Genomic DNA, 14,123 nt, shown 5'->3' with positions numbered 1-14,123 from the left:
GCAGACAGCCGCGCCGCAAGGCAATGCTCCGGTCCAGGGCCACCTGGCCCCCGAGCCGGTCCTCGAGACAGAGCAGGTCACCGGGTTCCCGCAGGACCGCTTCGAGGAGTCACCGGAGGTGGCGGGACAATGGGCCGCCCAGTCCGCGGGGGCCGGACAGCCGCTGGGCGCGCGTCCCATGGAGCTGTCGCGGATGGAGCCGGCGCCCTCCCTCACGGGCGCGAAGGGCTGGGCCCAGCAGACGCCGGTCCTCCGGCAGACAGACGCCACCAATTGCGGTGCGACGGCCGCCGCGATGCTGGTGCGCGCCAATGGCGGCGGCCAGGGGCAGACGGACGCCCAGCTCGTCCAGTCACTGGAGTCGCGCTACTCCGACAGCAAGGGCACGACGCCGGACCAGATGGGCCAGATGCTCGCGGGCCAGGGCTTCGAGGTGACGCGCGGCGCATCCCAGTTCGACCGCGACGCGCTGAACGCCGCGCTCGACTCGGGCAAGAAGGCAGTGGCCCTGGTGGACTCCAACCGCATCCAGCCCGGCGCCTCCGGTGACACGTCCGCCGGCAGCGCGCACTGGGTGGAGATCGACGGAAAGAATGCCCAGGGCCAGTACCGCATCCAGGATCCGGCCTCCGGCTCCAGCTACGACGTGGACCTCCAGCACCTCACCCAGGCGATGAACTCCGGCTGGGATTCGTTCAACGGCGGCGGGATGCTCATCGTCAATCCCCAAGGCGGTGACGCGGGCGCGCTCGCCGCCGCGAACGCGAATCACTCCGCCACGCTGGGGGACTCCTCCGGCATCGGATCCAAGAACAGCTCCTTCGGCTCGCGCGAGTCCGGTTCGTAGTTCGCGCGGCGCGGGGACACGAAAAGGCCCCGCGTGCATCGCACGCGGAGCCCCGTTCTTCACGCTGCGCCCGCTTCCTCAGATGTTCGGGATGTCGGAGGCGAAGCGCTGGTTGTCGTTCAGCGTGGAGGGGTTCGCCTGGACGGACTCCAGGAAGAGGCGCGCGTTGTTGGACAGGCTGCGCTCGAAGGCGAACGCGTCATCGCCCTTCACGTTCGGGTTGTCGCTGATGCGCTGCTCGGGGTGCTCGAAGTTGGTGCGGCCGCCGCGCACGTGGTGCAGGTAGTTGTTGGCCCCCACCGCGCGCATCGCGTCCAGCGCGTTCGTCACATTGAGCTCGATGGCTTCCGGGCTGCTGCCGTTGAGCTGCTGGAGGTCCTGAGGCAGGTGCTTGCCGTAGGTCTCCAGCAGGTCCTTGTTCAGGTTGAAGGGGCCGTAGTTCGTCGCGGCGCCGCTCTTGTTGAAGTCCGTGCCGCCCTCCTGCATCACCTGCGCGACGAGCAGCGCGGCCTCCTCGGGGGCGGCGCCCGACTTGATGGCGGTGTCCCAGACGTTCTTCTTCCAGAAGCTCAGCGGCTGCCCGTTGTATTGCTTGTCCTCCGAGTACGAGAGCGCCTGGTAGTCCTTGGAAGCGTCATGCGAGCTGGCCGGCACGAGCGCGTCCGCGCTGACCGGATCCGAGCCCGCGCCCGCGGGCCGCGTCGTCGGCGTGGGAGGCAGCGACCGAGTCCGCGCCGAGGACTCGAAGCTGTCCGTGTGGAACAGCTTGTTGCGCAGGGCCGCCGCGGACGTGTCCTGGGAGGGCTGCACCGGCTGCGCCCGCGTGGCCGGCTTCAGCAGGGACGTGAGGAACGAGGACGGGTTGGAACGCGAAGAGACGGAGGAGATCATGACGTGCTCGGGGTCGTGGGGGCCGTGAATGGCCGGTACGCGTTCCCTAAGCAGGAGTGATGCCAGTGGGCCTCCCGCGGGAGCAGCCACGCAGAGGGGTTCGCAAGTGGGTGACTCGAGTCACCCGGTGGCGGTCCCAGTGGGTGACAGGAGTCACCCGGCGTCGTCTTCGTCCGCCCCGGGCTTGCCGTCGCTGAGCTCCAGACCGTGCTTGCGCATCAGCTTGCGCAGGTACACCCGGTCGATGCCGGCCTCCCGGGCGGCGCGGTTGAAGCGGCCCTCGCAGCGCTTGAGGAGGCTCATGAGGTAGTCGCGCTCGAAGCCCTCCACGAGCTGCTCCTTGGCTTCCTTGAAGGGCCGGGCCAGGTTCAGCTCGCCCGCGCGGAGGGAGGCACGGCCGGGGACGCCCGGGTCGATGTCCGGCAGGGACTCCTCGCCCAGGTTCACCACGCGGTCCACCACGTTGCGCAGCTCGCGCACGTTGCCCGGCCAGGGGTACTGGAGGAGCAGGGCGCGCGTCTGGTCCGACAGGGTGCTGGGCGGCTTGCCCAGGCGCTCCAGCACGGTGTCGATGAGCATGGGGATGTCCTCCGGACGCTCGCGCAGCGGCGGCAGCGCGACGCGCAGCACGGCCAGCCGGTGGAAGAGGTCCCGGCGGAACTTCTCCGCCCTCACCGCGGCCTCCAGGTCCACGTGCGTGGCGGCCACCACGCGCACGTCCAGCGCCCGGTAGTCGTTGGCCCCCACCCGCTTCACCTGCCGGCGCTCCAGCACGCGCAGGAGTCGCGGCTGCATCTCCAGGGGCAGCTCGCCCACCTCGTCCAGGAAGACGGTGCCCCCGTGGGCGCGCTCGAAGGCTCCGGCCCGGTCCGCCTGGGCCCCGGTGAAGGCCCCCTTCACGTGGCCGAACAGCTCGGACTCGATGAGCGACGGCGCGATGCCCGCGAGGTCCACCACCACGAAGGGCTTCTTCGCGCGCGGGCTTTCATTGTGCAGCCCCTCGGCGCACAGCTCCTTGCCGGTGCCCGTCTCACCCTGGATGAGCACGTCCGAGTCGCCCGGCGCCATGCGCTCCAGGAAGGTGAAGACCTCGCGCATCCGGCGGCTCTGGCCCACCAGGGCGCCGAAGCGGTCGCGCGGCGACAGCAGCAGCGAGCGCTCACGGGTGTCCTCGGGCATCACCTTGAGCTGCGTCTCCCCCAGCCGGAGGACGGCGCCGGGTTGGACCTCCAGCTCGCTGAAGCGCAGGCCCTGGCAGAAGGAGCCGTTGTACGAGCCCAGGTCCGTGGCGACGACGCGATCCTCCCGCACCTCCAGCTTCAGGTGGTAGCGGGACACGGTGCCATCCTCGAGCACGATGTCGCAGTCCGCGCTCTTGCCCAGCCGGTACTCCCCCACCCGCAGCGGGTGGCTCCGGCCGGCCGCGGGCCCGGACAACACCCACAGCTTCAAGCGGACCTTGCCCCCGGGCTTCTCGGGAAGGGTCCGGGTCCTGTCGGAAGACGGCGTCTCCCGCCCCTCCGGCCTGTCATCCCGTGTCGACACCGCGACGACGCTAGCACGCGAGCAGAGGGCCGGGAGGCCTCGGGGAACACGCCCACCTCCTTGCGGTGCTCGTTGGAAGGCAATGCCTTGCACCCCACCGTTCCGGCCGCTCCGAGCCGGAAGGAGCAAGCATGCGTGTCAGGAATCGGGGCGCCCTGGTGGGCCTGGGGCTGATGCTGGCGGGTGGAGGCCAAGGCATGGCGCCCCGACGGGACGGCGGGGGGAACCACCTCCGTGAAGCGGCTGGACGCGGGCCTCACCAGCATCCTCGACGTGGGCTCCTCGGGAGCGCGGGGGCTGTTCGTCTTGCTGGACGGCGCCAACTCCGAGGTGTGGCGGACGAACGGCACCGAGGCGAACGGGCCGGGTCCTCTTCAGCGGCGCGTTGACGCCCGGGCCGGCCACGGCGCTGTAGCCATCCCAGACCTGCCCGGTGGATTTCGACGACATGCGGTGACAATGACAGACTCGCGCAGTGCCTCCTCGTCTCCGGGCACGCATTGAAGGCGTGGAGCACGGACTGGTAGAACGCTCCCCAGTCCCGAAGGGGGAGTGGGAATGTCGCTGCGTGGATCCGTCGGATTCATCCTCGTCTTGCTTGCGGCCGCCGTGGGGTGCGGCGACCCAGGCGTCTCGCCACTACCGCCCGAGCCGCCAGTCCGCGACGCCGGCGTCCTGGACGCGGGCTCGGCCGATGATGCCGGCACCTCCGACGATGCCGGCGTCGTGGATGGAGGAATGCTCGCGGAGGTCCCTTCGCCGCCGGAGGCAGTGGTCGCGGTGAGCGGGGACAGCGCCGCCCGGGTGTTCTGGACAGCGGCCCAGGACCACGGAAGTCCGCTCACGGGCTACATCGTCACGGCCTCGCCGGGCGGGGCTTCGGAGACGGTCGCGCCGGACGTGCTCGAGGTCCAGGTGGCGGGCCTCACCAACGGAACGGAGTACACGTTCACAGTGGTAGCGGTGAACGCAGTGGGCCCTTCCACGCCGTCCCAGCCCTCCGAGCCGGTGACGCCCGCGGGCAGGCCAAGCGCGCCCACGGGCGTGGTGGCAACGGCGGAGGTTCGCGGCGCGACGCTGACCTGGACCGCCCCTGAAGCCAACGGCAGCCCCGTCACCCGCTACGCCGTGGACGTCCAGCCCGCCGTGGAGGGCGCGACCGTCGACATCACGGGGGAGCAGGCCCACGTCACCGGCCTGGCCAACGGCACGCCCTACACCTTCACCGTGCGGGCCTGGAACGCCGTGGGCGAAGGGCCCGCGTCCGCGACCTCCAATGCCATCACCACGCCGGACGTGCCCGGAGTCCCGCTGGACGTCTCCTTCCAGGCGGAGGACGGCGCGGCCGCCGTGTCCTGGAGCGCCCCGGCGTCCGACGGAGGCCACGCCCTCACCGGCTACACCGTGACGCTCCAGCCGGGCGACGTGACGCGAACGCTGCCCGCCGCCCAAACCCAGACGCGCTTCACAGACCTGGCTAACGGCGCGGCGTACACGCTGCACGTCGTCGCGCTCAACGCGGTGGGCACCGGCCCCGAGGCGACAGGGACGGTGACGCCGGCCCGTCCTCCGGCCGCGCCAACGGACGTCGTGGCTGTCGCGGGCATGGGCCAGCTCACGCTCACCTGGACCGCGCCTGCCTCCACCGGGGGCTCGCCCGTGACGGCCTACCGGGTGACGCCGCACGCGGCGGGCGTCCCGGGCACGGCCGTCACCGTGGGACCGGACACGGTCACCACACTGACAGGCCTGCCGAGGGGAACCACGTTCACCGTGACGGTCGCCGCGTTGAACGCCGTGGGCACGAGCGCGGACTCCGAGCCTTCCGCGGCGGTCACGACGCACGACGTGCCCGGAGCTCCCCAGGCGCCTCTCGCCACCGCGCTCGGTAACGGCCGCGTCCGCGTCGACTGGACGCCCCCCGCCTCCAACGGAGGCATCCCCCTCACCCGCTATGTCGTGCGCGCGAGCCCCAGTGGACGCACCGCCACCGTGGCCGCCGGCGCCACCTCCGCCACCGTCCTCGGTCTGGGGGGCGGGATGCACCATGCCTTCACGGTGCAAGCCTCCAACGCGCTGGGAGACGGTCCGCTGTCGGAGGCCTGTGACGCGAACACGCCCTGCGGCCTGGGGCTGGGCGCCGGGCCCAGGTTGTCGGACCAGGCGTCGTCGGTGGTCATCGCGGACTTCAACGAGGATGGCCTTCCCGACGTGGGGTACACGGACGCCTTTGGCGTAGGGGTGCTGTTGGGGGATGGCGCCGGCGGGCTTGCGCGCCATCACATCTTCACGACGGTCCCCAACGGCAGGGAAGCCCAGGTGGCGGACTTCAACCAGGACGGGCACGCCGACCTCGTGTTCCTGTACGCCGCTTCCGGCAGCGCCCAGGCCACCGTCGTGTTCGGAGATGGAACAGGCCGCTTCACGGCGAAGCGGGACCTCGCCAGCGGCACCACGACGGGTTCGCTGGTCGTGACGGACCTGGAGGGAGACGGAAAGCAGGACCTCGTCATGGCCGACTGGGGCAGCAGGATGCTCCGCCTGTTCCACGGCGACGGGCGGGGGGACTTCGCGCCCCGGCACGACGTCCCCTTCCCAGACGACATCCGCTCGGTCGCGGCGGGTGACTTCAACGGGGACGGCCTGGCGGACCTCTTCCTCACGCACAACAACTTCAATGCCACGGTGTTGCTCGCGGATGCGACCGGCGGCTTCCAGACCGGCCAGACCTTCCACACGGGGCTGTACCCCAGTGCCGCGAACAGCGTGGACCTCAACGGCGATGGCAAGCTCGACCTCGCGTACGCGAACACCGGAGCGTCCTCCTTCGCGGTGGCCCTGGGTGACGGCACCGGGCAGTTCGGGGCCTTCGCGGACATCCCGGTGGCCAACACGCCCACGTCCCTGACCTTCGTGGACATGGACGGGGATGACCACCTGGACGCAGTGGTGAACCACGACACCTTGAACCTCGCACTGCTTCGAGGAGATGGCGCGGGCGGCTTCAACGGCCGGCAGGACTTCGTCGTGTCGAGCTCGGGGCGCGTGGTGGTGGGCGACCTGGACAGTGATGGCAGCCAGGACCTGCTGATGGCGGGCAACCCCATCCACTTCTTGAAGGGTGACGGCCGGGGTGGAGTCCGGACGAGGATGGAGGTGGCCACCCCGGCCATTCCCACCTGGGCGGCCACCGGGGACCTCAATGGTGACGGCAAGCTGGACCTCGCGGTCGCCGCCTCCAATCAACGAGTCAACGTGAGCCTGGGGGAGGGCAACGGGCGGTTCGGTGCCCTGCGCACCCTCGTGACGCCTTCGAACGCGAGCGCGGTCGTCATCGTGGACCTGGACGGGAATGGCTGGCCGGATCTCGTCACGGCGAACCCCAGCGGCACGCCCGCCCCCACCTTGAATGGCAACGTCAGCGTGTGGATGGGAGATGGCGCGGGAGGCTTCGGACCGAGGAGGGAATTCGCGACGGGGTTGGCGCCCAACGCGCTCCTCGCGGAGGACTTCACCGGGGATGGCAAGGTGGACCTGGTCACCGCGAACAGCAGTGACCATACGGTGAGCCTGCTGACGGGCGATGGCACCGGAGGCTTCGCCGCCCGCCAGGACTCGCGGGTCACCGAAGTCCCCATCGCGCTCGCCAGCACGGACGTGGATGGCGATGGAAGGCGGGACCTGGTGGTGGTGGGCTACACCGGGTACGTCGAAACCGTACGGAACAACGGAACCGGCTTCTTCACCCGGAAGCAGTCTCTCTCTATCGGCTCCCGTCCCCGGTCCATCGCGCTCGCGGACTTCAACGGCGACGGGCGGATGGATGCCGCGGTCGCCGACAGCACGGGCAACACCGTCACGGTGCTGTCGATAGCGCCGACGTGGGGGCTGTCCACCCTGACCACGCGCCCCACCGCAAGCACCCCGTATGGGCTCGTGGCCGCGGACTTCGACAGGGACGGGAAGCCAGACCTCGTCGTCGTCTACAACCCCGCCAACCTGGGCTCGGACTACATGTTCAGCGTCTTTCCAGGGACGGGGACGGATACCCTTGGGCCGGTCGTGCGCTACACCACGAGAGGCAGTGTCGTGGCGGTGACGAGCGCGGACCTCGATGCGGACGGACGGCCGGACCTCATCACGTCCCAGGGAACCCACAAGAGTGTCGGCGTGTTCATGAACTTCTGTCTCTAGCCGCGCCCTTCCGCGTCCACCGGCGGCGTGCCGGTGGACGCGGGGCCCCACCCGGCCTACCGGTAGGTGTCCAGGTAGGCGCGGTGGCTGTTGGAGAACTCGAAGTTGGTGAACTTGTCCCAGTTGATGGACCAGGTCATCAGCCCCTTGAAGCCCGGGTAGCCGCCGGACTGGCGCAGCACATAGGTGCCGCCGAAGGACTGTCCCTTCATCAGGTAGTCCAGCGCCTTCTGCACGTTGGCGGGCGTGGTGTAGCCGCCGCCCGCGGCCTGCGGCGAGGACGGCAGACCGATGACGACCTGCTCCGGCCGGAGCGCGGGGAAGACGGCGCTCGCGTTGCCGCCCACGGGGAAGCCCTGGAGCAGCATCTCCGCCATGGCCACGTGGAAGTCCGGCGTGCTCTGCGCGTAGGCGCGACCGTCCAACCCCATCACCGTGCCGGTGTTGTAGTGCTGCACGTGCAGGTACGTCAGCCGGTCGCGCAGCGCGTGGATGACGGGGAGGTACGCGCCCCACGGGCCGCCGTAGGCCGCGTAGCCGCCCTGCACGTAGGCCGTCTCCGGCGCCATGGTGAGCAGGAAGCCCGCCCCGTTGTCGTTGAGCAGCTGGCGCGTGCCGGCGATGAGGTTCTGGATGCGCGGCGTGGTGGGGTTGCGGAAGTCGGTGTCCCCGCCATTGAGGGACAACGACGCGCCCTCCAGGTCCAGGTCCAGGCCGTCAAAGCCATACGTGTTGACGAGCCCCTGCATGCTGGTGACGAAGGCCTGCCGCGCCGCCGCGTTGTCCAGGTGGACGGTGCCGTTCGCACCGCCCAGGGAGATGAGCACCTTGCGGCCCTGCGCCTTGAGCGTGGCGATGTCCGCTTTGAACTCGGCCACGGTGGCGTTGTACGGGGTGAAGCCCATGGTGCCGGAGGGCGCGCCCGTCACCGGCTCCGCGAAGGCCACCTGGATGACGTTGAACTTGGAGGACACGTCGCGCAGCCGGATGTTGGTGGAGCCGTTGTCGAAGTTGTGCCAGTAGCCGACCAGCACCTTGCTGCCCGCGGGCGTCGTGTTGCCCGTCGTCACGGCGACGCTGTTGCTCGCGGCGGAGCGGTTGCCGGCCGCGTCGCGCGCCTTCGCGGTGAACGTATAGGTCGTGTTGGCGGCGAGCCCCGTCACGGTTGCGTTCAGCGTGGTGCTGGTGGCCGCCGCGCTGGTGCCGCCGTTGACGAAGATTTCGTAGCCGGTGACGCCCACGTTGTCGCTGGACGCGTTGAACCCCAGGGACACGCTGGAGGCCGTCACGCCGGTGGAGCGCAGGGAGCCGGGCGCCGTGGGGGCCTGCGTGTCCGGCGCGGGGCGCGTGGGCGTGGTGGTGCTGAACGCGGCGCTCGCCGCGGAACGGTTGCCCGCCGCGTCGCGCGCCTTCACGGTGAACGTATAGGTGGTGTTGGCGGCGAGCCCGGTGACGGTGGCGCTCGTCGTGGTGGAGGTGGCCGAGGCGGAGGCTCCGTTGTTGACGAAGACCTCGTAGCCGGTGACGCCCACGTTGTCGGTGGACGCGCTCCAGGTCAGCGACACGCTGTCATACGTCTTGGAGGGTGAACCGACGCCGGAGGGCGCGGTGGGGGCCTGCGTGTCCGCGGGAGGATTGCCGGTGCGCTCCAGCCACAGGGCGAGCACGTTGGGCGGTTCCCAGCCCACCAGGGACGTGTGGGACTGACGGCAGTCGTAGCCCTTCCCTCCATAGGACGCGATGTCACCCACGGCATACGCGACGCCTGGAGCCCAGGCGCCCCGGTCCGCGGCCAGGGCCAGGGTGGGCAGAAGCAGCAGGAGCACGGCGAGGGCCGCGCGGGACGACGAACGAGGGGGATGCATTGGGGGAAAGCCTCCCGGAAAAGGGTCCGGGAGACAGGGAGGGCGGACCCCGGGAAAGCGGGTCAAGAGCCCTGAAGGATTTTCCTGAGCGCTCCTGGATGGTTGGTCAGCGAACGGAGGAGCTGGCCCCTTGGATCCGGGTGACCGGCCACTGGACCCAGGGCCTAGAGTCCGTCCCCATGAAGTTTCTAGGTGAGTTGGACGAGGCCTCTCTCGCGCGGACCCAGCGGTGCAACCGTCGCCTCGCGGATCCGAACCGTCTGCAGGCCATCCGGGACACCGGGCTGATGGACACGCCTCAGGAGGAGGCCTTTGACCGCCTCGCCCGCCTGGCGGCGCAGCTGCTCAACGTCCCGCTGACCATCATGTCGCTGGTGGACTCGAACCGGCAGTTCTTCAAGGCTGACTTCGGCCTGCCCTCGCCCTTCCGGGAGACACGGACGCTGCCCATCGACGCGTCGCTGTGCCGTTACACGCTCGAGGGGGAGCCCATCATCTCCTCGAACGCGCCCGCGGATCCGTTCCTGAAGTTCCATCCGTCCACCGGGCCCTGGGGCATCGTCGCCCTCATCGTGCTGCCGTTGATCAACCCGGACGGGCACGTGCTGGGGACCTTCTGCTGCATCCAGCCCACGGTGCGCGAGTGGACCGAGCAGGACCACCTGGTGATGAAGGAGCTGACGGCCTCCATCATGACGGAGATCAACCTCCGCGATCAGATCCGCAAGCTGAAGGCCGAACAGCGGATGCGGGACACGTTCGTCGCGGCGCTCACGCACGACCTGCGCACGCCCCTGACGGCGTCGAAGCTGAGCGTGCAGCTGATGGGCAGGCGTCATGCGGACCTGCCGGGCGTCCAGACCTCCGTGGGCCGCGTGACGGCGAGCCTGGACCGCGCGGAGCGGATGATCCAGAACCTCCTGGACGCCAGCCGCATCCAGGCCGGCAAGCTCGTGGCGCTGGAGGTGCGGGAGTGCGACCTGCACGCGGTCGCGGCCCAGACGCTGGATGAGCTCTCGGCGCTCTACCCGGGGCGCTTCGAGCTGAAGGTGGAAGGTGAGTTCATGATGCGGGCGGATCCGCTCGGGCTGCGCCGCATCGTGGAGAACCTGGCCTCCAACGCGGCGAAGTACGGCGCGCCGGGCACCCCGATTGAGATCCGGCTCGACCGGGATGAAACCCAGGTGAGGCTCCAGGTGCGCAACCAGGGCACGCCCATCGCCGCGGAGGACCTGCAGACCATCTTCGAGCCGTTCCACCGCACGCGGTCCGCCACGGAGAGCACGGAGAAGGGCTGGGGCCTGGGGCTGCCCCTGGTGCGAGGCCTGGCCGAAGCGCATGGGGGCAAGGCCACGGTGACGAGCGGCGCCGAGGAGGGGACCTGCTTCACCATCACCCTTCCGCTGGACGCGAGCGCACGGCAGCGGCGCTCCGCGTAGGGGATGGGGAGCCCGAGGGGGGTGTTCCTGGGGCTATCCTTTCCCCATGGCCATTCCCGCTCATTACGACGCCCTCTGCACGCTGGAGCTGGTGGCCATCGCGCTCCTCGATGTGAAGGGGGATTGGACCTGGGCCGCGCTGGATGCGCTGCGAAAGCGCGACCGGGAGGAACTGTTCGCCGCCGCCGAGCAGTTGCTGCGCTCCCCTTCTTCGAGGGAACGCGCACGGGGCGCGGTGCTGTTCGCCCAGGCGGCGGGGCACGACGCGAAGGAGCACCGTGAGCGCAGGGCACGATGCGCGGAGGCCCTCCTCGCCGCGCTGCCCACGGAGCAGGCTCCATCCGTCCTCAAGGCAATGGGCTATACCCTGGGCTACCTCGAGGACGCCCGGGCCTTGCCCGCGCTGCGCGCCTTGAAGGACCACCCGGATGCCCGGGTCCGGGAGGGAGTCGCCCGGGGTCTGATGCCGCATCACAACGACTCCGTGGCCCTCCAGACCTTGATGGAGCTCTCCCGGGACGGAGACACATCCGTGCGCGAGGAGGTGCTGTCCGGACTGGCCCTCAAGGACGAGGACGAGGTGGACACCCCGGCGCTGCGGGACGCGTTCCTCGACCGGGTGTCGGATGAGGACAGCGGCATCCGGGCGGACGCGCTGGTCGGGCTGGCCAAGAGGAAGGACCCTCGCGTCCTGGTGCACCTCCGTCATGAACTGGAGAGGCCACCCGTCGAGATCGCGGCCATCGAGGCCGCGAGGTACCTGGAGGACGCGTCGCTCTTGCCGCTGCTCCTCGCGGTCCGAGAGGCGGCCCGCCCGATGGACGACGCCTTCGAGGGCGCCATCGACTTCGCCATCGAATGCCTGGGAGGGCGCGCGTCATGAAAGACCGTTCTGTTCCGGAGTTGATTGCCCTCGCGTTGCAGGGTGACGAGGAGGACGAAACGGCCTGGGAGGCCATCCGCACGCTGCGGGAGCTTGGCAGCAACGAGGTGTTCGAGGCCGCCGTGAAGTTGCTGCACTCCCCTTCTTCCCGTGAGCGCGGACGTGGCGCGGACATCCTCGCGCAACTGGGAAGCCCCAAGCCGGGTCCCGAACTCGTCACCCGGTGCGCGGATGAAGTCCTGTCCGCGCTCGCGAAGGAGCAGGATGCCGCAGTCCTGGATTCAATGGCCACGGCCCTGGGGCACCTCGGGGATGCCCGAGCGGTTCCCGCCCTCCTGCCCCTGAAGAACCACCCGGACGAGAATGTCCGGATGGGCGTGGTCATGGGGATGATGCCCCACCGGGATCCGGTCGCCATCCAGACCTTGATTGAGCTCTCCCGCGACAGCGACGAAGACGTCCGGAACTGGGCGACCTTCAGCCTGGGCAGCCAGGCGGAAGACGTGGACACGCCGGAGCTTCGGGATGCGTTGTTCGACCGGCTCACGGAGACCGACCTGGAGCTTCGCGGCGAGGCCCTGGTCGGACTGGCGCTGCGCAAGGACCCGCGTGTCCTGGAGCCGCTGCGCCGCGAACTGGAGGGCAGCGAGGTCATCGTCCTGGCCGTCGAAGCCGCCCAGGCGCTGGAGGACCTCTCGCTCCTGCCGCTGCTCCTCCAGCTCCGGGACGGTCCCGGCAAGGCAGACAGCTACTTCAGCAGCGTCCTCGCCGAGGCCATCCGCCACCTGGAATCACTGGGACGCTGAAGCCCCCTGTTCTCGCGCGGCGTCCGCTCCAGCGGTCGCCGGCCGACAGGAAGCATGCTCGTACCGCACGTGCGCCTTGCGGCGAGGCTGAGGGTGCACTAGCCATCAGGGACGAGGGCCGACGGCGCCAACCGCTCGGGTCCTCCGAGGATGACTTTATGGCCCAGCGCCGCCCGACCCGACCTTCCGCCTCCTCCGATTCGTCCAAGTCCCGCAGTGCCGCTGGCAAGGCAGCCATGAAGCCCGGGGGCCGTCCCGCCGGGGGCAAGGCTCCTGCTCCGGTGAAGAAGGCCGCGGTCGCGAAGCCGGTGGTGCAGTCCCTGAAGACCGCGGCCTCGAAGCTGAAGCAGGTCGCGAAGGCGGTGAAGGGCGCGGCGGCCAAGGCAAAGCCTGTCGCGAAGCCCACCGCGAAGGCAGCACAGGCTCCGAAGGCTTCCGCCTCGAAGGCCGCACAGGCTCCGAAGGCTTCGGTGGTGAAGTCGGGTGCGCAGGCATCGAAGACGCCTGCCGCGAAGTCCTCGGCTCAGGCTCCGAAGACCTCCGCCGCGAAGAAGGGCGGTGCTCAGGCGCTGAAGACGCCGGCCGCGAAGTCCGCACAGGCTCCGAAGGCGCCCCCAGCAAAGGCCGCCGTACAGGCGCCTGCCGCGAAGCCGGGCGCACAACCGTCGAAGACGCCCGTTGCGAAGCCCGCCGCGCAGGCTTCAAAGGCAGCCGCCACGAAGCCCACCGCGGCCAAGGAGAGCCCCAAGGCTCCGGCGTCGAAGGCCGCCCAGACACCCGCAGCGGAGTCTGCTTCAACCGGGAAGGGCCCGAAGGCGTCCGCAACAAAGGCCGCCGGACGCGCCGCGCAGAAGCCGGGCTCGACCGAGGAAGACGCCAAGGCCAATGCATCGAAGTCATCCGAGGTAGCCGCGGAGCCGACTCCGACCAAGAAGGGCCCGAAGGCTTCCGCGTCGAAGGAAGCCCAGAAGCCTGCTGCATCGACCGACGAGAGCCCCAAGGCCGATGCACCGAAGTCCTCCGAGGTAGCCGCGGAGCCGACTCCGACCAAGAAGGGCTCGAAGGCCGCCGCGTCGAAGGCTGCATCGACCGAGGAGCCCCTGAAGACCGAGGCACAGAAGTCCTCCGAAGTTGTCGCGGAGCCCGTATCGGCCGAGGAGCGCCCGAAGGCTTCCGCGCCAACACCCTCCGAACAGCCTTCTCAAGCCCCTGAGCCGACCTCCGCGGGTGCGGAGACGGCCGAGCTGAAGACAGGCGCCAGCGAGGCTCCTTCGAAGCGCGCGGGGAAGGCGCCCAAGGGCTCCTCCGCGAAGAAGACCCCGGCTGAAGGAACTCCCGCCGTCGCGCCGCAGGAGGCCCCCGAGCCTTCCCCATCGGAGACCCCCGCGGAGTCCGCCACGCCCGCGCCCCAGGCGGAGACGGGCGCCACCGACACCGTTCCCGCGACCCCCGTGGAAGGAACGCCTCCCGCCACGGAGACAACGACCGCCGAGGAAGCCCCCTCGCGCAGGGGCTCGGGCCGCGCCGCGAAGCGGAAGACCTCCGAAGCCGAAGCTGCTCCCGCCGAAGCGCCTGAAGAGACCTCCGTGCCTCCCGCCCCCAGCGAGGAGCCCGCATCGAAGGCGAAGCGCGGCGCCAAGGGCGCGGCTCGCC

The 14,123-nt window shown here is 70.1% G+C and carries 9 protein-coding genes; 6 read left to right on the top strand and 3 right to left on the bottom strand.

The window, feature by feature from the left end:
- The coding region (locus D7Y11_RS36920) for a papain-like cysteine protease family protein (protein ID WP_126936019.1) at positions 1 to 847 on the top strand (847 nt) is incomplete at its 5' end.
- Positions 848 to 925: 78 nt separating this feature from the next.
- On the opposite strand, the gene D7Y11_RS36915 is transcribed toward D7Y11_RS36920, so the two are convergent.
- Entirely contained in the window at positions 926 to 1,738 is an 813-nt protein-coding gene (locus D7Y11_RS36915; RefSeq protein WP_126936018.1) for a hypothetical protein, read from the bottom strand.
- 153 nt (positions 1,739 to 1,891) lie between these two features.
- Positions 1,892 to 3,190, bottom strand: a complete 1,299-nt coding sequence (locus D7Y11_RS36910; RefSeq protein WP_233607506.1) for a sigma 54-interacting transcriptional regulator — start codon at positions 3,188 to 3,190, stop codon at positions 1,892 to 1,894.
- A gap of 651 nt (positions 3,191 to 3,841) precedes the next feature.
- Here D7Y11_RS36910 and D7Y11_RS36900 point away from each other — a divergent pair.
- Positions 3,842 to 7,477 carry an FG-GAP-like repeat-containing protein gene (locus tag D7Y11_RS36900; RefSeq protein ID WP_126936015.1) on the top strand — a complete coding sequence of 1,212 codons (3,636 nt, stop codon included), beginning with the start codon at positions 3,842 to 3,844 and terminating at the stop codon, positions 7,475 to 7,477.
- Positions 7,478 to 7,533: 56 nt separating this feature from the next.
- Here D7Y11_RS36900 and D7Y11_RS36895 read toward each other — a convergent pair whose 3' ends face one another.
- Positions 7,534 to 9,342 (bottom strand): glycosyl hydrolase family 18 protein, encoded by a 1,809-nt coding sequence (locus D7Y11_RS36895; RefSeq protein WP_126936014.1) that lies wholly within the window; start codon positions 9,340 to 9,342, stop codon positions 7,534 to 7,536.
- A gap of 179 nt (positions 9,343 to 9,521) precedes the next feature.
- Between D7Y11_RS36895 and D7Y11_RS36890 the strand changes: the two genes are divergently transcribed.
- From D7Y11_RS36890 to D7Y11_RS36875, 4 genes are all read left to right on the top strand, one after another.
- Entirely contained in the window at positions 9,522 to 10,781 is a 1,260-nt protein-coding gene (locus D7Y11_RS36890) for a GAF domain-containing sensor histidine kinase (RefSeq protein ID WP_126936013.1), read from the top strand.
- A 46-nt stretch (positions 10,782 to 10,827) separates the two neighbouring features.
- The gene (locus D7Y11_RS36885; RefSeq protein WP_126936012.1) at positions 10,828 to 11,664 is read left to right on the top strand and encodes a HEAT repeat domain-containing protein; all 837 of its coding nucleotides are present in this window, start codon (positions 10,828 to 10,830) and stop codon (positions 11,662 to 11,664) included.
- A complete protein-coding gene (locus D7Y11_RS36880; RefSeq protein WP_126936011.1) occupies positions 11,661 to 12,470 on the top strand; it encodes a HEAT repeat domain-containing protein in 810 nt (269 codons plus the stop codon). The genes D7Y11_RS36885 and D7Y11_RS36880 overlap by 4 nt, the downstream gene beginning before the upstream one ends.
- A 236-nt stretch (positions 12,471 to 12,706) precedes the next feature.
- Positions 12,707 to 14,123, top strand: a 1,417-nt coding sequence (locus D7Y11_RS36875; protein ID WP_126936010.1) for a hypothetical protein, incomplete at its 3' end; no start/stop codon positions are given.

The sequence above is a fragment of the Corallococcus sp. AB018 genome (genome assembly GCF_003986945.1).
In the GTDB taxonomy this organism is placed as follows: domain Bacteria; phylum Myxococcota; class Myxococcia; order Myxococcales; family Myxococcaceae; genus Corallococcus; species Corallococcus exiguus.
This window is presented reverse-complemented; position numbering and strand designations above follow the sequence as displayed.

Coding starts and splice junctions, on each gene's coding strand:
- D7Y11_RS36900 (WP_126936015.1), top strand. CDS start 3,842: ATGTCGCTGCGTGGATCCGTCGGATTCATCCTCGTCTTGCTTGCGGCC.
- D7Y11_RS36890 (WP_126936013.1), top strand. CDS start 9,522: ATGAAGTTTCTAGGTGAGTTGGACGAGGCCTCTCTCGCGCGGACCCAG.
- D7Y11_RS36885 (WP_126936012.1), top strand. CDS start 10,828: ATGGCCATTCCCGCTCATTACGACGCCCTCTGCACGCTGGAGCTGGTG.
- D7Y11_RS36895 (WP_126936014.1), bottom strand. CDS start 9,342: ATGCATCCCCCTCGTTCGTCGTCCCGCGCGGCCCTCGCCGTGCTCCTG.
- D7Y11_RS36880 (WP_126936011.1), top strand. CDS start 11,661: ATGAAAGACCGTTCTGTTCCGGAGTTGATTGCCCTCGCGTTGCAGGGT.
- D7Y11_RS36915 (WP_126936018.1), bottom strand. CDS start 1,738: ATGATCTCCTCCGTCTCTTCGCGTTCCAACCCGTCCTCGTTCCTCACG.